15 protein-coding genes are annotated in these 19,995 nt (G+C 29.4%); 3 read left to right on the top strand and 12 right to left on the bottom strand.

All coding sequences use genetic code 11. From position 1 onward, the window contains the following. The 3 genes from L3B96_RS20675 to L3B96_RS20665 all read right to left on the bottom strand — a co-directional run. Nucleotides 1–211 (bottom strand): transaldolase family protein (locus L3B96_RS20675; protein ID WP_274596965.1); only part of this gene is annotated, 211 nt, incomplete at its 3' end. A 238-nt stretch (nucleotides 212–449) separates the two neighbouring features. Beyond that, complete coding sequence (locus L3B96_RS20670) at nucleotides 450–1,136, bottom strand: L-ribulose-5-phosphate 4-epimerase (RefSeq protein WP_012060611.1); 687 nt, start codon at nucleotides 1,134–1,136, stop codon at nucleotides 450–452. A gap of 135 nt (nucleotides 1,137–1,271) precedes the next feature. Continuing rightward, nucleotides 1,272–2,345: a GntR family transcriptional regulator gene (locus tag L3B96_RS20665; protein WP_012060612.1), complete on the bottom strand. Its 1,074-nt coding sequence runs from the start codon at nucleotides 2,343–2,345 to the stop codon at nucleotides 1,272–1,274. Between the two features lie 562 nt (nucleotides 2,346–2,907). On the opposite strand from L3B96_RS20665, the gene araA reads away from it, so the two are divergent. Continuing rightward, nucleotides 2,908–4,377: an L-arabinose isomerase gene (araA, locus tag L3B96_RS20660; RefSeq protein ID WP_012060613.1), complete on the top strand. Its 1,470-nt coding sequence runs from the start codon at nucleotides 2,908–2,910 to the stop codon at nucleotides 4,375–4,377. A 196-nt stretch (nucleotides 4,378–4,573) separates the two neighbouring features. Here the strand turns inward: araA and L3B96_RS20655 are convergent, their stop codons facing one another. The 7 genes from L3B96_RS20655 to L3B96_RS20625 all read right to left on the bottom strand — a co-directional run bounded on the left by L3B96_RS20655 (nucleotide 4,574) and on the right by L3B96_RS20625 (nucleotide 13,558). Continuing rightward, nucleotides 4,574–6,343 carry a sensor histidine kinase gene (locus L3B96_RS20655; protein ID WP_081098898.1) on the bottom strand — a complete coding sequence of 590 codons (1,770 nt, stop codon included), beginning with the start codon at nucleotides 6,341–6,343 and terminating at the stop codon, nucleotides 4,574–4,576. 265 nt (nucleotides 6,344–6,608) lie between these two features. Continuing rightward, a complete protein-coding gene (yjfF, locus tag L3B96_RS20650; RefSeq protein ID WP_238948453.1) occupies nucleotides 6,609–7,616 on the bottom strand; it encodes a galactofuranose ABC transporter, permease protein YjfF in 1,008 nt (335 codons plus the stop codon). Then, nucleotides 7,613–8,653 (bottom strand): ABC transporter permease, encoded by a 1,041-nt coding sequence (locus L3B96_RS20645; RefSeq protein ID WP_238948452.1) that lies wholly within the window; start codon nucleotides 8,651–8,653, stop codon nucleotides 7,613–7,615. The genes yjfF and L3B96_RS20645 overlap by 4 nt, the downstream gene beginning before the upstream one ends. Nucleotide 8,654: 1 nt before the next feature. Next, on the bottom strand, nucleotides 8,655–10,172 hold the full coding sequence (locus L3B96_RS20640; protein WP_077855838.1) for a sugar ABC transporter ATP-binding protein: 1,518 nt from the start codon (nucleotides 10,170–10,172) through the stop codon (nucleotides 8,655–8,657). Nucleotides 10,173–10,275: 103 nt separating this feature from the next. Further along, nucleotides 10,276–11,283, bottom strand: coding sequence for an ABC transporter substrate-binding protein (locus tag L3B96_RS20635; protein ID WP_023973858.1), 1,008 nt, complete (start codon nucleotides 11,281–11,283; stop codon nucleotides 10,276–10,278). A 123-nt stretch (nucleotides 11,284–11,406) separates the two neighbouring features. After that, nucleotides 11,407–12,354 carry a substrate-binding domain-containing protein gene (locus L3B96_RS20630; RefSeq protein ID WP_238948451.1) on the bottom strand — a complete coding sequence of 316 codons (948 nt, stop codon included), beginning with the start codon at nucleotides 12,352–12,354 and terminating at the stop codon, nucleotides 11,407–11,409. Nucleotide 12,355: 1 nt separating this feature from the next. Further along, nucleotides 12,356–13,558 (bottom strand): response regulator, encoded by a 1,203-nt coding sequence (locus L3B96_RS20625; protein ID WP_238901228.1) that lies wholly within the window; start codon nucleotides 13,556–13,558, stop codon nucleotides 12,356–12,358. Nucleotides 13,559–13,895: 337 nt separating this feature from the next. On the opposite strand from L3B96_RS20625, the gene L3B96_RS20620 reads away from it, so the two are divergent. After that, on the top strand, nucleotides 13,896–14,951 hold the full coding sequence (locus L3B96_RS20620; RefSeq protein ID WP_238948450.1) for an aldose epimerase family protein: 1,056 nt from the start codon (nucleotides 13,896–13,898) through the stop codon (nucleotides 14,949–14,951). Between the two features lie 620 nt (nucleotides 14,952–15,571). Further along, complete coding sequence (locus L3B96_RS20615; RefSeq protein WP_238948449.1) at nucleotides 15,572–17,275, top strand: methyl-accepting chemotaxis protein; 1,704 nt, start codon at nucleotides 15,572–15,574, stop codon at nucleotides 17,273–17,275. 166 nt (nucleotides 17,276–17,441) lie between these two features. Here the strand turns inward: L3B96_RS20615 and L3B96_RS20610 are convergent, their stop codons facing one another. Both L3B96_RS20610 and L3B96_RS20605 read right to left on the bottom strand, forming a co-directional pair. Next, nucleotides 17,442–18,308: a Cof-type HAD-IIB family hydrolase gene (locus tag L3B96_RS20610; protein ID WP_238901231.1), complete on the bottom strand. Its 867-nt coding sequence runs from the start codon at nucleotides 18,306–18,308 to the stop codon at nucleotides 17,442–17,444. A gap of 465 nt (nucleotides 18,309–18,773) precedes the next feature. Further along, nucleotides 18,774–19,481 (bottom strand): GntR family transcriptional regulator, encoded by a 708-nt coding sequence (locus L3B96_RS20605; protein ID WP_077830890.1) that lies wholly within the window; start codon nucleotides 19,479–19,481, stop codon nucleotides 18,774–18,776. Between the last annotated feature and the right edge of the window lie 514 nt (nucleotides 19,482–19,995).

The following is a 19,995-nucleotide window of genomic DNA, read 5'->3' as shown; positions in this document are numbered from 1 at the left end:
TTCCTTCTTTTATCATTCCTTCAGCATCTTCACTTACAACTTCTCCACTTATTGGTCCATCAACTATTTCTGTTATTTCCTTAATAACTTCATTGAAGTCTCTTCCTTCTTTTGCTATTAATGATGGATTTGTTGTTACACCACATATTACTCCCATTTCATTTGCTTCTTTAATGTGTTCCACATTTGCTGTGTCTAAAAAAAATCTCATTTCCCTAACATCTCCTCTTTATATATTTTGTTTGTTATTTAGCAACAAACTATTATTTGCATATTTACCTTCCATTTAATATTTATGTTTCATAATATTAAATTTAGACATTTTCTTTTTTAACTTCAATTTTATACGTCACTTTTTAATTCATACTTATTAAGGAGAATTTACAAAGGAGTTCCAATTGCTGATTAAAAATTCTCCTTAAAAATATGTTGGTTTATACTATGATATCTTATTGTCCATAATATGCATTCGCACCATGTTTTCTAAGATAATGTTTATCTAAAAGGTGCTGTTTGACACCCTTTACATCTTTGTTTAAAGTCATTGTCTTATATGCCATTTCAGCAACTTTATCTAATACTACTGCATTGTAAACTGCTGAATTAGCATCTTTTCCCCAAGCGAAAGGACCATGGTTTTTAACTACAATAGCTGGAACTTCTAATGGATTTTTATCTCCAATAGTTTCAACTATTACATTTCCTGTTTCTTTTTCATATTCTCCACTAATTTCTTCATCTGTTAGATCCCGAGTACAAGGAATATCCCCATAAAAATAATCTGCATGTGTTGTCCCAAAAGCTGGTATACTCATTCCTGCCTGAGCAAAAGTTGTTGCCCAATCTGAATGAGTATGAACAACACCTCCAACACTCGGATAAGTTTTATACATAACTAAGTGAGTTGGAGTATCTGTTGAAGGTTTATACTTTCCTTCTACAACATTTCCTTCTAAGTCTACAACTACCATATCTTCTGCTTTCATGGTATCATAATCAACACCACTTGGTTTTATAACTACTAATCCAGTTTCTCTATCGATTTCACTAACATTTCCCCAAGTGTAGATTACAAGACCTTTTCTTTGAAGTTCCATATTAGCTTCATAAACTTTTTCCTTTAATTTCTCTAACATTTAAACACCCCTATCTGCTTGTTGTATGTATGTACGTACAAGCGTACATAAAAAAATAATATCTAAATATATATCATTAAAGTTTATCTTTGCTCCAGTAACTCAAAATCAAGTCATCTAAAGCAAAGATAAAATTTAAACTCTAGAACAAGAATCTCTAACAATAAGTTCAGCACTGTATGTGTATTGAGGCTTATCTATTCTTCCCTCAATCATATCTATAATGCATTTGGCTGCTCTTATTCCCATTTCTTCTTTCGGATGCTTTATTGTTGTAAGTTTAACACCTGATGAAACTGCTAAACTAGAATCATCAAAACTTACTATTGATAAATCTTTTGGTATCTCTATATTTTCTTTTCTACAATTATCTATTACCTTCAAAGCAACCTTATCATTATAGCAAACAATTGCGGTTGGTTTTTCTTCAAGATTTAAAATCTTCTTTATAAACTGGTCTATATACATCTCTTGATTATCAGTTATATATTCTCCTACTATACTTTTGTTAAAACTCAAGTCATATTCGTTTAGGGCCTTTATGTAACCCCTTCTTCTCTTTTCACCTTGTAAATCATCTGCTTTAAATAATGCAGCTATGTTTCTATGACCAAGTTCTAATAAATAATTAGTGAGCTTGTACCCTCCCTGCTCATCATCTACTACAATATATGCAGAATTTTCTTCATCACAATTAGCATTTATCGCAATATATTTTATATTGTTCTTTTCTAACTTTTTAATGCTATCATGATGCAGGTTATTTATTGTACTTTGTGCTGGTTCAACTATTAGTCCTGATATATCTTGGTTTATGATATCCTCAAAACATCTTCTTTCATTCTCAATGTCGTTGTTACTATTAAATAATAATAAATTATATCCCTTGCGTCTTAATTCTTCCTCTATACCTGATATAATTTTAGGAAAAATATAATCTGATATATAAGTTGTAAGAACAGCAACATTTTTTTTAACTTCATTAGTTTTTTTGTTAGAGTAAAAGCTTCCTTTTCCTCTTTCTTTGTATATCCAGCCTTCTTGTACTAAATAAGTAAGAGCTTGTCTTACAGTATGCCTACTTACATTAAATAAGTTGGCTATTTCATTTTCGGAAGGTAATTGGTCTCCTGCTGAAACCTTGTTTTCTTCTATTAGGCTGATATAGTAATTTTCTATTAATTCGTGCTTTGTTTCAGCTTCTTTCATCTTTTTCAACTACTTTCATCAAATAACTATGCAATAACTCCTTAAAATATAAATCGATTTCTTTAAAAGTATATTTTAAAAAGTTGTACGCACTTGATGATTTGATTATATCTCTATTCCCTATATATATCAATAGTTTTTTCTAAAATTTATTTAAACACCAAGGTTAACCATACATCATCTACTCTAATAATTTTTATCGTAATCTCAAATATAAATTTCACCGCAAGGCTGTCTTTACCTAATTTAAACCATAATAATGTTTATCTGGAAAGTTAATATTTTTTATTTTTTTCATTTTGCATCTTGTATGTACAACATTATTGTATTATAATAAGCTTGTACATACATCAAAAACTTGTTTGTACTCATGAAAAGGTATACTAAATTTAGATAAGCATTTTTATTTATCCAATAGCTAGCATCCGTAGTACTCCATCTTCTTAAGTGAGAGATAACGGCCGCAAGCTCCTGGACTAGGTGCCCCTTAAGGGTATAAATTCAAGGTGGAGTTAAAATTCCACTTAAAAAGTTTCACTTTATATATTAGGAGGAATGTTAAATGTTAAAAGTAAAAAATTATGAATTTTGGTTTATTACAGGAAGTCAACATCTATATGGTCCTGAAGTAATAGAGCAAGTATCTGATAATTCAAAGATAATAGTTGATGAATTAAACAAAAAGGATTTACCTTATAAAATAGTCTTTAAAACAGTTGCTACTGATTCTCCTTCAATTAGAAAAGTATGCAACGATGCTAATAACGATGAAAACTGTGCTGGTATAATTACTTGGATGCATACATTCTCACCAGCTAAAATGTGGATTCATGGTTTAACTGAACTAAGAAAACCATTACTTCATCTCCATACTCAATTTAATAAAGAAATTCCTTGGGGAACAATTGATATGGACTTCATGAACTTAAACCAAGCAGCTCATGGAGATAGAGAATTTGGATATATTGGAGCTAGACTTGACATAGCTCGTAAAATAGTAGTTGGTCACTGGACAGATGCTTCTGTTTCTGCTGATATAGCTAAATGGATGGCTCCTGCTGTTGCATTTACTGAAGGACACAGTATTAAGGTTGCTCGTTTCGGAGATAACATGAGAAATGTAGCCGTTACTGATGGTGATAGAATAGAAGCTCAAATTAAATTTGGTTGGATAGTTGATTACTATGGAGTTGGTGACCTAGTTAAATCAATGGATGCAGTTACAGAAGATCAAATAGATGAACTTATGGCTGAGTACTCTAAATTATATGATATAGATCCTAAAGCTTCTATAGACTCTATCCGTGAACAAGCTAAAATTGAAATTGGTTTAAGAACTTTCTTGGATGCAAGAGGATATACAGCTTTCACAACTAACTTCGAAGCACTTCACGGAATGAAACAGCTTCCAGGTCTTGCTGTTCAACATCTAATGGCTGAAGGTTATGGCTTTGGTGCTGAAGGAGATTGGAAGACTGCTGCACTTCTTAGAGCTATGAAAATCATGGCTAGCGGAAAAGGTACAGGATTGATGGAAGATTACACTTATAACATGGATTCAGAAAATGGATTGATTCTTGGTGCACATATGCTTGAAATATGTCCAACACTTGCTGCAACCAAGCCAGTTATTGAAGTGCACCCACTTGGAATTGGAGGCAAAGAAGATCCAGCTCGTTTAGTATTTAAAGGTGCTTCTGGTCCAGCTGTTGCTGCTTCATTAATTGATATGGGTAACAGATTCCGTTTAATTGTTAATAGTGTTGATTGTGTTGAAGTAACTGAAGATATGCCTAACTTACCAGTAGCAAGCGTTCTTTGGAAACCACAACCATCATTAAAAGAAGGTGCTAAAGCATGGATTATGGCTGGTGGTGCTCACCATACTAGCTTCTCATTCTATGTTGATGAAGAACAATTATTAGATTGGGCTGATATGGTTGGAGTTGAATGTGTAGTAATTAATAATGACACTAAACTTTCAACATTCAAAAACGAACTAAAGTTTTCTAGTACCGCTTGGAAATTCTAATTAATAGTGCTATAAATCTTATTTATATAAAAGTGGTAAATATTGATTGATGATTTTAGAATATATTTCATTAACCTTCCAGAAAGAAATAATAGACTCTCTACAATCCTAATATTTGCCACTCCCCTTATTTGATAAAATATAAATAGGTAAAATCCGATATTCGGATTTTACCTATTTTCATTATTACCTAATATTATTCTGGCTCAATTATTGGATGTCTAAGCTCAACAATTGTCCCCTCTCCAAGAATACTTCTGTAGACTAACCCATACTCATTTCCATGTATAAGCTTTATTCTTTCATTTACATTAAAAATTCCATATCCAATCTGATTCTTATTTCCATCGTTATTATTAAGCATATTATTTATTTTATTTAATGTTTCTTCATCCATACCTTTTCCATTATCAGCTACAGTAAAACATAATAAATTATTTTCAATTTTTCCTGTAATTAAAATCTTCCCATTGCCACGCTTTTCTTTTATTCCATGGTAAATTGCATTTTCAACAAGGGGCTGTAATATTAATTTTATTAACTTATAATCAAGTATTTCTTTATCAAATTGAATTTCGTAATCAAGCTTGTCTTCATATCTTATTTTCTGAATAATTAAGTAGCTTTGTACATGACTCAGTTCTTCTTTGACACTTATTATTTCTTTTCCTTTACTTAAGCTTATTCTAAGCAAGTTAGTAAAGGCTTCTATTATCTCCACTATATCTTCTTCATCATGTTCTTCTGCCATCCACCTTATCGTATCTAAAGTGTTATACATAAAATGCGGCTTGATTTGAGCCTGTAAAACATTCATTTCAGCCAGCCTTTTATTTTTTTCTTCAATTTGTACTAATTTTATAAGATTATTTATTTCTTTTACCATGGTATTAAAAGAGCCGCCAAGTTCCCCTATTTCATCATTATACTTAGCATTGAATGATACTGTTAAATCTCCTTCTTGAGCTTTTCTCATTAGCCTTTTTAATTTTTGAATTGGATTTACAATAGATCTTGTGAAGATTATAACTAAAATTTCAGCTATTATTAATGCCAAAATAGCTACTACAAAAGAATAATATCTTATATATTTAATAACTCGTAAACTCTCACTTTCAGGAAATACTCCAATTGTTTCCCATCCTGTATATTTTGAATCAATCTTTGTCAATTGATAATTCTCTCCATTAATATTTTTTATTATTATATCGTTGTTAATATTCTCTATCCATTCATTTTTAATTCTATATACTATATTATTAACAGGAGTATAAACAATCTCTTTGTTCATATCCATAATATAAATAAAACCCGCAGTTCCTGGTCTTGAATTCTCAATAATCTTCTTGATGGCATCTAATTTTATATCAATAAGTATTACACCTTTTATTTGGTTAGTAGATGAATCCACAACAGCTTTAGACATGGAGAAGACTTCATCAGCAGAATAGCGAAAGATATTATCAATGTTCCTACCTATTGGCTTAGTAAATAGATGTATAGTTTCAGGCTTATTATAAGCCTTTGTATACCACTCTTCATTATATAAAGGATCTCTTGATACTCTGTTCATTACATCACTTATATAACCACCATTAGTGTTTACTACCATTATTCCAGCTATTTCCGGATTGAATTTAACAAAGTTATAAATAGATTTATACGCTTCGTCTTCAATATCAGTATCTTCAGATTTATTATCATTAAGGAATTTTATTATTCTAGGATCGATTGACATGTAATTTATAATGTTTTCAGTATTATTAACATAAGATTCAATATTGCTATTTATTTGTTTTATTATTTGATTAGTGTTTTCATTTTGTGAAAAGTTAATTGAATCTTTATATAGTAAATTTCCCAAAGTAGTAATAGTAATAGTAACGATGAGGATTACTCCAAAAAAATAAAATATGAGTTTATCCCCTATGCTCTTATTCATAAAATATGTTTTTAAACTATTCACCCTATACCTCCAAAACATTTGTATAAATCATATCTATCATCCACAAATTAGCACATCTATATTTCAAGTTTTATTATTACTATACTTATAATTATCAAGCCTATATATTAAATTATAGCCCAAACTACCAATACTTGGCATATATATTTATTTAAATATATTACATTAGTTCAAAAATAAAATGAACATTTGTGCCTTCTTATTTTAAAAGATCATACAAATGCTCATTTTATTATATTAATCCATATTATATTATTTAGTTTGATTAAGAAGATGAAGAATTTTTTCGCTTTTCATCTCTAATTACAATAATTCTCTGCAATACAATAAATATGAACAATAACATTCCAACCGCTATTTTAGTCCACCATGAATTTAGTGTTCCATCAAACATTATAAGACTTTGAATAATTCCTGTAGTTAATACACCAAATAATGGTCCAATTATATTCCCATATCCACCTGTTAATAATATACCTCCGATTACACATGCTGCTATGGCATCCATTTCCATTCCATTACAATGAAGACCATAACCTGAAAGGGTATATATTGTAAACAATAAACCACCTAAAGATGAACAGAAACCCGAAAATGTATATACAAGTATTTTTGTTCTTTCCACTGGTAATCCCATTAATTTAGCTGAATTTTCATTTCCACCAATTGCATACACGGTTCTTCCAAACCTAGTAAACTTCATCATATAAAATGCAGCAGCGACAACTATCAGGCTAACGATAACATTAATTGATATAAAGGCATCTGGTAATATTGATATTCTATATGATGAGATTTCTGTAAAAACTGGATTATCAATTATAATTGTATCAATGCTTATAATATAACTTGCTCCTCTTGCAAAGAACATTCCTGCAAGTGTAACTATCCAAGGATGTAGTTTAAACTTTTGAATCAAGATACCCTGAACTGTTCCAAAAATAATTCCAACAATAAGAACTATTAGCATTACTAAAAAAGGATTTACTCCTTTTTGCAATAAACTTGCTGTAATCATACTTACAAAAGCTATCATTGATCCAACTGAAAGATCTATTCCACCAGTTAATATTGCAACTGCTTCCCCAATTGCCACCACTATTAAATATGCATTATCAATGAACAAGTTAGTAAATACTTGTGCTGATAAAAAACTTCTATATAATACTGATCCTATTAGAAATAATCCTATAAATAATGCGATTGTAGCATAAATTGCAATATAATCTTTGTTTATCTTAAATGCGTTCTTCTTTCCTATTAGCTTATTCATGCTTTAATCACCTCTTTTTCTTTTAGATTGATTTTTGTATTTTTCTTTATCTTAAGAATTTTTCTAAATTCAGGAGATTGAATTATACATACAACTATAACTACTATCGCTTTAACAACTAGTGTAATTTCAGGTGCAACACCTAAGCTATAAATTGTTGTAGTTAATGTTTGTATGAACAATGCCCCTACAACTGTCCCTGAAAGATAAAACCGTCCTCCTGCCATAGACGTCCCACCTATAACTGTTGCAAGGATTGCATCCAATTCTAACCACAAACCAACATTATTAGCATCAGCACTTTTTATATTAGCGCATAAAATTATTCCTGCTATTCCTGCTAACATTCCACATATAACATAAAGTGAAAATACAACTTTCCTAGATTGAATTCCTGCGAATTTACATGAATTATTGTTAACTCCTATAGACTCAATAAATAATCCTAGAGCAGTTCTCCTTATTAAAAAATACATAATTAATGCTACCGCAATAGCTATGAATATTGCTATAGGAAGCAATATGTAGCCTGTCCCTATAAATATGAAATCCTTATTAGTAAAAGTTAATATTTGTCCTCCTGTTATAAGTTGAGCGACTCCTCTACCAACAATATATAAAATTAATGTTCCAACCATTGGTTGTACTCCTATATACGAAACTAAAACCCCATTCCATATTCCACATATAAGTCCACTAATTATTCCTATTGCTACTGCTAATGGAACTGAACCTCCATCAACTATTACAGTTGCAGAAAGAGCTGCACTTATTGCAATTATTGATCCTACGGAAATATCAATTCCTTGAGTTGCAATTACGAGAGTCATTCCTAAAGATATCAATATTAATGGAGCTGCACGGTTTAGTATATCTATAGTATTTCCAAATAAATGCCCGTCTTTCATACTTATGCTTAAGAAACTTGGTGTCATTATAAAATTAAACAAAAGTAATATTATTAAGCTTGTTAATGGCCAAAATATTTTAGCATTATAAATTTTAAGGAAAAAAGTTTGTTTCTTATTATTTTCCATATTATCTAGCACCTCCCGCTATAGTTTTCATGATATTAGATTCCTCTATTTCATTTCCAACTAGTTCTCCGATAATATTTCTATCTCTAAGGACAATTACTCTGTCACAACATTTAACTACTTCTGGTAGCTCTGACGAAATAAACAAAATTGTCATTCCCTGCTTAGCTAATGCTAATATTAATTCTGTTATTTCACCTTTTGCTCCTATATCAATTCCCCTTGTTGGTTCATCTAAAATTAATAATTGCGGTTCTGTTGCGAGCCATCTTGCTAATATTACCTTTTGTTGGTTACCACCACTTAAGTTACTTATCTTTTGCTCCATACTTGGAGTTTTGATTCTAAGTAAATCTATATATTTTTGTGAAATTTCTTGTTGTTTTTTCATCGGCAAATATTTAAATATTCCTCTATTAGCTTGCAATGCTAATATTATATTTTCTCTTATTGTTAGATCGCCAACTATTCCTTCAACTTTTCTGTCCTCTGGGCAAAAACCCAAACCTTCCTCTATTGCTTTTTGAGGATAAATATACGAATAGTTTTTTCCATTTATAGCTATATTTCCACTAGTAGATTTATCTATCCCAAATATTGTTCGCGCACATTCGCTTCTACCAGACCCAAGAAGCCCTGCAAATCCAAGAATTTCCCCCTTCTTGATTTCTATATTAAATGGATTTATAGTTCCAGACCTTCCAAAATTATTTGTTGATATTAAATTCTCTCTCTGTTCATCATTAACTACTTTCTTTGTTCTTGTACTTTTTTCTATCTCACTATAGTCTTTACCAATCATTTTAGAAACTAATTCTATCCTAGAAAGTTTGTCTGCATCATATGTTCCAACCAACTCACCATTTCTAAGTACTGTAAGTTTATCCGAAACCTCATATACTTGATCTAAAAAGTGAGTAACAAATATTATTGACATACCTTCTTCTTTAAATTTTTTCATGATTTTAAATAATTGCTTTACTTCCTTATCATCTAAACTTGATGTTGGTTCATCTAAGATTAATATACCTTGAGATATATCTACAGCACGTGCAATTGCCACCATTTGCTGTACTGCAACCGAATAATTATTTAAGGCCTTCTTTACATCTACCTTTAAATTAAGCCTTTCTTCTAATAGTTTCTCTGCACTTCTATTCATTTTCTTCCAATCTATACTTCCATTTTTCTTAGGTTCACGTCCAATATATATATTTTCTGCAACTGATAGATTTGGACATAGATTTACTTCTTGATAAACAGTACTAATTCCATGACTCTGAGCTTCCTGAGTAGATGATATTTTTATTTCTTTTCCCCTCAATATAATTGTTCCTTCATCTATCTTATAAACACCTGTAAGAACCTTTATCAATGTCGATTTCCCAGCACCATTTTCTCCCATTAGCGTATGGATTTCCCCTTTTCTTAGTGTAAAATCAACATTTGAAAGTGCTCTAACACCCGGAAAGAACTTGCTAATATTTTTCATCTCTAAAACTATATTAGAATCACTCACTTATATCACTCCTCTTGTTTTAACACAATTACAAACATGTACGTACTACATCTTTTTTAACATAAGAGCATGGATTGAATTCCAGCTCTTATGCATACTATCATTAATATTTTCTGTTTGGTAATTCTGCTCCAGCATCTTTTTGTAAGAATTGACTTTCTTTTGAGTTTATAGTTCTTTCAACTTCTTTACCATCTAATATGTTTTTAGCAACTTCAAGTAATTGAGGTCCAAGTAACGGATTACATTCAACAGTTGCATTAGCTTTACCATCAACCATTGCTTGGAATATATCTTTAATACCATCAACTGAAACTATAAATATATCTTTTCCTGGTTTCTTTCCATATTCCTCTATAGCTTGAATAGCTCCCATTGCCATATCATCATTATGAGACCATAGTACATTTATTTTATCACCATCTGATTTTAGAAATGCTTCCATAACTTCTTTACCTTTTGCACGAGTAAAATCTCCAGTTTGTGATTTTATTATCTTATAATTAGGACAATCTTTTATTGCATCATTAAACCCTTGTTGTCTTCCAACCATTGCAGTAGACCCCACTGTTCCTTGAAGCTCTGCTATATTAAGTGTTGCGTCTTTACCGAATTGATCTATTAGTATTTGTGCAGCCTTTTTCCCCTCTGCAACCATGTCTGAACCTAAGAAACATTTATAAAGTGAATCATCTGAAACTGTAACTTTTCTATCAACAATTACTACTGGAATTTTTGCATCCTTAGCCTCTTTAAGTACTGTATCCCAGCCAGTTTCAACAACTGGATCTAAAGCAATTAAATCTACCTTTTGTGCAATAAATGATCTTATGGCTTTTATTTGATTTTCTTGTTTTTGTTGTCCATCAGAAAATTTCAAGTCAAAGTTAGGATCTAATGTTGGAATTGATTTTATAGAGTCAGTTTCTGCTGTTCTCCAACCACTTTCTGCACCAACCTGTGCAAATCCAATTATTTTTTTACTAGATGAATTCGCCGCTGATGTCTTTGCTGAATCGCCTCCACCAGCTCCAGATCCACCGCAGCCTGAAAGCATGCCAATACACAATACAGCACTCGCCATTAATGCCATCATCTTTTTTAACTTCATAATTAATTCCCCCTATATTCATGATTTCGTTTTCATGAATTAATTATATATTTATACTTATAAATTGTATTTGCATTAATCAGCACTTTTGTATACTTTTACGGAATATGGAAATCCATATATTTAATTACTTAGAATATCTTTAGTTATTTTATTGCACTTTAGTAATACTTTTTTAGGAATATCATCTTTCTTGTTCAATATTTTTATTGCATAATTTACTGCTTCTTTTCCTCCAGTCTTGCATGTAAATGTTCCTTGCAATATGCCATTTCTAACAAGGTCTATACCTCCTTGAGGTCCTTCTAAACCGTCAACACCAATTATTTTAATATTTTTTGAATTAGTACTTACGGTAGCGTAATATGCCCCAAGTGCCATATAATCACTGTGAGCAAAAATTATATTTACGTCCTTATCATCTTTCAATATTTCCTCTAATTTATCTTCTGTTTCATTTTTCTGCCAATTTCCTACAATGGTCCTATCTATAGCAATATTTTTATAGTTGCTAATTGCTTCTTTAAATCCATCAGTTATTTCTTTATCTGTACTTGAATCTAATATTCCTTGGACCTCTATAACATTAGCCTTGTTATTGCCAGCTAAATTAGCAATTAGCTCTCCTGCCTGCACTCCTATAGATCTTGTATCAGCCCCTATATATAAAGTATAATCGTATCCATCAACAGCTCTATCCAATAATATAACCGGTAAAGATTCATACGCTTTTCTTACGGTTGGTGTTAGTTCTTTAGAGTTATTAATTGAAACAATCAGTAAATCTGCGCCAAAGTTCATCAAATCTTCTATATCCTCTTTTTGCTTTTCAACATCTCCACCTGCATCCTTAAAAATTATTTTAATATTGCTATGTTTCTTGGCCTCTTCCTGTATTTCTTTATTCATACTTATTCTCCATGGTTCATATAGGTTTGCCTGAGACATACCGATTATAAATGTATCCTTTTTCTGAGAGTTTGTCCTATATAAATAGATTGCAAAAATTATTAGTCCGCATATACAAACTATAATTATAGATAAATAAATAATTTTTCTTTTATTATTCACTCTATTTTCCCCTCTTATATTCCGTTGGCGAAACTCCAACTACTTTTTTAAAAGCTCTACAAAAATAATGTTGATTACTATAACCGACTAGTTCTGCTACATCATAAATTTTAACAGCTGGATCCTCCATGATATACATTGCTTTTTCTATTCTTATTTTAGTAAGGTAATCAATAAAGGATAATCCCGTTTCTTTTTTTAATAATTTACTTAAATATGAGGATGTTACTTCTAATTTATTTGATATATAATTTATACTTAACTCATTTGAATAATAGTTATCTTCTATATACTTGATTGCTAGTAAAACCATAGAACTGCACTTCTTTTTTTCATTAACCCTATTCATTATTTTCATATATTCATCTTTTATCTTAAATACATCATTAAAAACACTTGCCTGCTCAATTAATACATTACACTTTAAATATTTATATATCTCCCTCTGTATTTTTTTTGCAATAGAAATCCACCACCCCATATCATTTATCTTGCTTACTAATATTATATTTTTCTTATCATCATTAAAAATATATTTTAACTCTAAATCTTTAAATCCATCATTTAAAATATTAGCTATTGCAAACTCTAATAATTCAACACTCCAATTCCTAACACTTACTTCAACATTAAGTTTTTCTACAATCTTTATAACCATAATTCCAATATTTCTTCCAAACTCGATATCAAAAAAACTCATCTCCTTTAAAACTTGTTCATCACTTAATTTATTGTTAAACCATTCGCTAAAAAAAGTTTTTTGTAATACTTCCTTATTTTCAGCTAATTGTCTTTTTACCCATTCTAAGTAATTGTTTTCTTTTTCCCTTTCACTAAGTTTATTGGTTACTTTAATTATTATCTCCTCTATGTTCTTTTTACTCACAGGTTTTAGAATGTAATCGAAAACATTAAACTGCAATGCTTTTTGAGCGTATGAAAAATCATCATATCCACTTATTATAATAACAATCCCATTATTGCCAATCTCTTGTAGCTTTTGCAATAGGTCTAAACCGTTTAAGAATGGCATATTTATATCCAATAATATAATATCCGGTCTGTTTTCTTTAATAATTTCTAATGCAATTTCCCCATCTTCCGCTTGCCCTACTATCTCAATACCGAACTCACTCCAATTTAAAATATTCTCAATACCCCTTCTAATTTTAGGCTCGTCATCAGCGATAACTAGTTTCCACATAACTCCTCCATTTATAATATATATTACAATAATAAATTTATATTTAATATTCTTGAGCTAAGGCTGAATTAATATTAAAATATAGGAAATTAATTGCAAGATATATTTTTTATTTTGTTACTATAATAATTTTTATTGTTTTAATACTCCATTAATGTAATTATTAAGCATATATTTATATTATTTTAATATATTTCCAAAATAATTTCTAGAAATAATTGTATGTACAATTTTAATGTAATATAATATACTTGTACATACATGAAACCGATATCTTTAATTATGTAAATGTATACTAAAAAATATGTAGTAATTTATTAAATACGGAGGTGTTATCATGGCAATAGAAAAAAATGTTTTCGGAACAATGCCTGATGGAAAAGATGTTTATATTTATACTTTAACAAACTCTAACAAAATGAAAGTTGAGATTTCTACTTACGGTGGTACAATAGTTTCATCTTTAGTTCCGAATAAGGATGGTAAATTAATTGATGTAACGCTAGGATATGATAATTTAGATGATTATTTAAAAGGAGATAAATTTTTCGGTGCCTTAATAGGACGTTTTGGAAATAGAATTCAATATGGAAAGTTCATCCTTAATGATCAAGAATATACTTTAGCTCAGAATGATGGGGAAAATCATTTACACGGCGGCTTAAAAGGCTTTGATAAAGTAGTATGGGATTCAAAAATAGTTGAAGATTCTCCTAATACATTAGAGCTTTCTTATTTTAGCCCAGATGGTGAAGAGGGATATCCTGGTAACCTTAATGTTAAAGTTACTTATGTGCTTACTGAAGATAATGCTCTAGAGATAAATTATAGTGCAACTTCTGATAAAGATACAGTCGTAAATCTTACAAATCATGCTTATTTTAATTTATCTGGTCATTCATCTGGTGACGTTCTTAATCAAAAATTGATGATAAATGCAGATAAGTTTACAGTAAATGATAAATATTCAATTCCTACAGGCGAAATAAAAGAGGTAGCCGGAACTCCTATGGACTTTAGATCATTAACTCCTATCGGCAAAAATATAACTAGTGATTATGAACAAATTGATTTTGGAAAAGGATACGATCATAACTGGGTACTAAATACCGATGGATGTGATAGCTCAAAAGCTGCTCAAGCTGTTGATGAAAATTCTGGAATAGTATTGGATGTTTATACAACCACTCCTGGAATTCAATTTTACAGCGGGAACTTTCTTGATGGCTCAGATGTAGGTAAAAATAAATCTGTTTATAATCGTAGAAATGGATTTTGTCTAGAAACTCAATATTTTCCTAACTCTATAAACTGTAGTAAATTTAAATCTCCAATACTTAGATCTGGAGAAGTATATAAAGATAAAACCATTTATAAATTCTCTACATTATAAATTCTGATATTATAATGCACTAATATAAAAAGGTACTTAACCAATAAACATCCATAGTGGATAATTATGTTTTATGATTTAATTGTTAAACAAGAACTCACATAAAATATGACCACTATGGATTATACAAATAATATAAAGAGAACTAAAAAATAAACACTTTATTTCCCATGATTCTATGCTCATCCAACTTTGTCTTAAAGATTACTTTCTGACCTAAGTCGCCTAATAAATACTATTCTAAATAAAATACATTACCATTAAATCGCTAAAATAAATCAAAAAAAATCCCTGTCTCCAATGGCGACACTATCTATTTATAAAGTTGATAGTATTAAAAAACATGCTCAGTCCCAAAATTAAAATTTCTTACTAAAGCACATTAACCTCAAAAGATATTCATCACGCTGAGTATACTCAATACGATAAAGTTGCTTGAATTTATGCCTTACTAAATTTATTTTAAAACCCAACTTTTAGAATGTTTTTTGTAATTATACAAATACACTTCAATATTTATACATATTTTAAAATTAATGCTTACTAACTTTATACTTAGACTATTATTAAATACCTTGCGCCTATATTTTTAATGTCATTTTTATTAAAGGAGAATTTATATGTATAATAAATTAAAAAAAGTTATTAGTAACTATCCTATTAATACAAAATTTAAAATAACTTTTTCAGCAATTTTAGGACTTACTTCTTTCCTTATGGTAGCTGTGATATGCATAATATTGTTTATTTCATCGCAAACAAATTCACTATATAATGGACCATATAAAGTTTCTGAAACTATTTCTAATATTAGAGTAAACTTACAAACAATAAAAATGGACATGTTTAGATCAGTCACAGAAACAGATCCAGGAATAAAGAACTTTTATCTGGAGCAAGCTGATACAGAATCCATAGCTCTTTCAAAAAATATAGAAATTTTAAAAGAAATACATAAGGGAGATCCATCATTATTAAATGAATTTTTATCAAATGTAAATGATTTAGATGATAAGAGAGAAAAATTAAGTGACTTGCTGAAATCAAAAACCAATCAGGCTGTAATGAAAGTTAGCCAAGATGCTTACTCTTCACAAATTAAAGAGTCTGAAGAATGTATACTTAAGCTTTTTAAGTCGTCCCAAGAAGATGCTAATTCCTTTGTTACTAATTCAAATACTTATAGAAGTATATCACTAATTTCTATTACGTTTATTATGATAATGTTAATTGTGATATCATTATTGTTAATTAGGGTATTGAATGATGTATTACTTGAAGGGATTAATCATATTAAGGATATTGCAAAAAACCTAGCTCATGGAAATCTTAAGATAAGTACTGAATATAATGCAAAAGACGAAATGGGTGAAATGTCCCGCGATTTAACTAATTCTATCGGAATGTTACTTTCTTATATTAATGATATAACAAGCACTTTGGAAAGATTAGCAGATGGAGATTTAGATATACATTTAGATAATTCAATAGCATATATAGGCGATTTTAATCCTATACAAAAATCAATAAAAAATATTATCGATTCTTTAAATATTATATTTCAGAATATGGATCAATCAATCTCATCAATTTCTAATGGTTCTGAGCAATTATCTTCAACCACCCAAATACTCTCTGAAGGTTCTATTAACCAGGCTGGTGCTGTTGAAGAGCTCTTTACTAGTTTTAAGAACATACTGCAAAAGGTTAATAATACTACTAACAATGCAGATAAAGCTAAAAGTTTTTCCATTAATGTAAAACATATTGTAGAAGAAGGAAACGAAAAGATGCAAATATTGATGGAATCTATGAAAGAAATAACTATCTGCTCAAAACAAATTGCTGAAATTATAAAAGCAATAGAAGAAATTGCTTCTCAAACTAATCTTTTAGCATTAAACGCTGCTATTGAAGCAGCTAGAGCCGGTGAAGCTGGAAAAGGTTTTGCTGTAGTTGCAGACGAAGTCAGAAATCTTGCTGAACAATCTGCCGAAGCCGTAAACAATACTTCTAAGATTATAAAAAATTCATTGCATGTAGTAGCTAATGGAGAAAAGCTGGCTACAGAGACTGCTGCTGCATTAGATATAATAGTTAAAAATGTCGATGATACTACTAATTTAGTGAAAGAAATAGCTGTAGCCTCTGAAGACCAAACTGAAGCTATAACCGAAATGACCAGTAAGGTTGATCAAATTTCTCAAGTAGTTCAAACTAATTCTGCAACAGCAGAAGAACTAGCAGCATCTACAGAAGAATTAGCTTCTCAATCTCAGATAATAAAAACTGAAATATCAAAATATACATTAAAAAACAAATAATGAATTTTAGCCTTTTAGATATCAATACTTATTTCAAGCCAAAGAATTAGAATGTAAAAATTCTTTGGCTTCAATATAAAAAGCTACATCATATCTGTGCCATTGGCATAACGCCATGATAAAACTGCTTTACTTAGACGTTAAAGCGCAATCATATAATTTCTTTTTATTTCTGTTCTTCTAAAACTCTATATATTGCTTTTGCTACTCCTAAATTGTCATTTGTATCAGTTATATATTTTGCTATTTCTTTTATTTCAGGAATAGCATTTCCCATAGCAACTGATTCTTTGAATTCTGTAAACATAGAATAATCGTTAAAACTATCTCCTAGCACCAAAACTTCATCTCTTTCAAATCCCATTTTTTCAGCTACTTTTGCAAGTATAATGCCCTTTTGAGCAGTTATATCCGTAATCTCTATATTATCCCTGAATGAAGATGAAACAGCAATTCCTTTCAATTCTCCAATAACTTTTTTCATTTTATTTATAAGCTCTATATCTTTATGGAAAGCTACAAACTTTCTAATTTCTATACCACTGCTTAAAAATTTATCCAAATCAGAAATGTAATTAAGTTGAACAAAATATGGCTGAACTTTGGCAAGTTCCAAAGCTTCTTCTGGAGTAAGCTCTGGATTAAAGGATAACGTTCTATATGCCATTTCCTTTAAAGCTTCCTCTTTAGTGTCTGTAGTATATATTCCTTTATTAGTAAATATTCTTGCAGATACTTTTTCTCTTTGAAGTATATTTATAATTTTAGTTGCAGTTTCTAGCTCTATATTTATCTCTTCTAGAATATTTCCATCCTCATCTCTATACTCTGCCCCATTCATAAGTACACATTGACATCTTATATTACTTTCCATCAAAAGAGGTTTAACAGTATCATATTCCCTTCCTGTTGAAATTGCAAATATAATTCCTGCCTTCTCAGCGCGCTTAATAGCAGATACGGTCTCTTTATCTATTTTATGTTTTGTATTCAACAGTGTCCCATCCATATCTGATGCAATAAGTTTTATCATTTGGGATCATCTCCTCGCTATTTTATTAAATTTCTCATACCTTAATATTATAACAAAGTTTATTCAATTGTAAAAATAAGCGACATGATTTCACTTTTATCAATATCTAGTTAAAAATAGATTTTATTGATTCCTAACTTTTATTTGACATCTTTTCTATTTATCAAACTTATAACACAAAAAAGCCTACCCTTTATATAATATAAAGTGCAAGCCTTTTTATTCACCCAAGATAATTGAAATTATTAACTATATAAATCACTAATTCATACAATTAAATATGATTTCTATATTAATTTAAGCTTATTTAAATACTTGATTTATTATAATTTTAAATATATATTTTATATAATAAATCTACTTTTAAAACCCCATCAAACCAATTATTCAATTAAGATAATAATATAGACACTTATTTGTAATATCTATATAAATTTACTAGTAAAACATATAACATTAAATTATTTAGTTAATACTAGTCAAGCTTATCAATTTCATATTTTTATAGTTAAATTTCTCTACAGAAATATCAAATACTATTCCACTACTTAAAAATATAGTATTATTTAAAACTAAAGCTGGATCATCTTTTTCCAAGTTCAAAAAACTTGCTTCTTCTTCAGTTAATTTTTCAGAAGTTATTATTCTATCCGCAAATCCTATTTTTAATTTTAAATCATTTGTAATGTAATCAAATATAGACTTACTACATATTTCTTCATTCAAATAAGGAATAATATCTTTATTATAGTAAGATTCCTCTATTTCAATTGGATCTCCATTTAAATATCTTACTCTTTTAATATAATATATCTTTGTGCCAATATCACATTTCATTCTATTTGATAATTTTTCATCTGCATTAATTAACGAAAATTCAGCAACCTTACTTTCAAACTTTTCCTTAGAATACTGTTTTGATAAACCATTTATATCTCTTATTTGGGCGCAACCATTTTTTGCAAACTCCCTTAAAAATATCCCACTGCCTTGCACTCTATAAACATAACCTTTAGTCACTAATATTTCTATAGCTTTTCTTATAGTATTTTTGCTAACATTAAATTTTTTTATCAGTTCCTCTTCTGTAGGAAGTTTTTTACTCAAACTATATCTATCTTCCAACATTTCTTTTTCTAAAATATTAACAACCATTTCATACTTTGTTTGCATCTCTGTAATTCCTCGCTTTATTTTAAATAAGTATTTTTACTAATATCTTCTCTTCTAATTCGTAACACGTTAATCCTAATCTATAAAGTTTCTAAAAACAATAAAAACTGTTATATCAAATATTAAACCCAATATTTCCTCTTTCATTTTCACTCGAAATATTGGGTTTAATACTTGATAATTCCCTTTAATGAATATCATTATCACATAAATTCACTTTTCTCTTCTTAATAATTTATTTAATATCTTTACTAATATATTACATCTTTTACTTCTTAGTATTTAAACTTTATATCTATTGATTCCTCCACCTAGCGGAATAATTTAACTATTCTTATAATTCGTTGGCATGATTTATTATATAATATAAGGCACCCTTTGTAAAGGTTTAAATAACTTGTTTTAAGTTCACAAAATAATAATTCAAATAGTATATAAGTTGAATTATAATCCTATATTAATACTAATTATATATGCTTAACCGTTAATAATATAGATAACTCTTTAACGCAAC

Origin of the sequence: Clostridium sp. YIM B02569, from assembly GCF_022320765.1 — a bacterium.
Classification (GTDB): Bacteria; Bacillota; Clostridia; order Clostridiales; family Clostridiaceae; genus Clostridium; species Clostridium beijerinckii.
The sequence above is the reverse complement of the archived record's forward strand: the minus strand, read 5'-3'. Positions and strand labels throughout refer to the sequence as shown.

What these genes read in the sequence shown, in the direction of transcription:
- L3B96_RS20670 (WP_012060611.1), bottom strand. Translation starts at nt 1,136, where the DNA reads ATGTTAGAGAAATTAAAGGAAAAAGTTTATGAAGCTAATATGGAACTT.
- L3B96_RS20665 (WP_012060612.1), bottom strand. Translation starts at nt 2,345, where the DNA reads ATGAAAGAAGCTGAAACAAAGCACGAATTAATAGAAAATTACTATATC.
- araA (WP_012060613.1), top strand. Translation starts at nt 2,908, where the DNA reads ATGTTAAAAGTAAAAAATTATGAATTTTGGTTTATTACAGGAAGTCAA.
- yjfF (WP_238948453.1), bottom strand. Translation starts at nt 7,616, where the DNA reads ATGAATAAGCTAATAGGAAAGAAGAACGCATTTAAGATAAACAAAGAT.
- L3B96_RS20645 (WP_238948452.1), bottom strand. Translation starts at nt 8,653, where the DNA reads ATGGAAAATAATAAGAAACAAACTTTTTTCCTTAAAATTTATAATGCT.
- L3B96_RS20635 (WP_023973858.1), bottom strand. Translation starts at nt 11,283, where the DNA reads ATGAAGTTAAAAAAGATGATGGCATTAATGGCGAGTGCTGTATTGTGT.
- L3B96_RS20625 (WP_238901228.1), bottom strand. Translation starts at nt 13,558, where the DNA reads ATGTGGAAACTAGTTATCGCTGATGACGAGCCTAAAATTAGAAGGGGT.
- L3B96_RS20620 (WP_238948450.1), top strand. Translation starts at nt 13,896, where the DNA reads ATGGCAATAGAAAAAAATGTTTTCGGAACAATGCCTGATGGAAAAGAT.
- L3B96_RS20615 (WP_238948449.1), top strand. Translation starts at nt 15,572, where the DNA reads ATGTATAATAAATTAAAAAAAGTTATTAGTAACTATCCTATTAATACA.
- L3B96_RS20610 (WP_238901231.1), bottom strand. Translation starts at nt 18,308, where the DNA reads ATGATAAAACTTATTGCATCAGATATGGATGGGACACTGTTGAATACA.
- L3B96_RS20605 (WP_077830890.1), bottom strand. Translation starts at nt 19,481, where the DNA reads ATGCAAACAAAGTATGAAATGGTTGTTAATATTTTAGAAAAAGAAATG.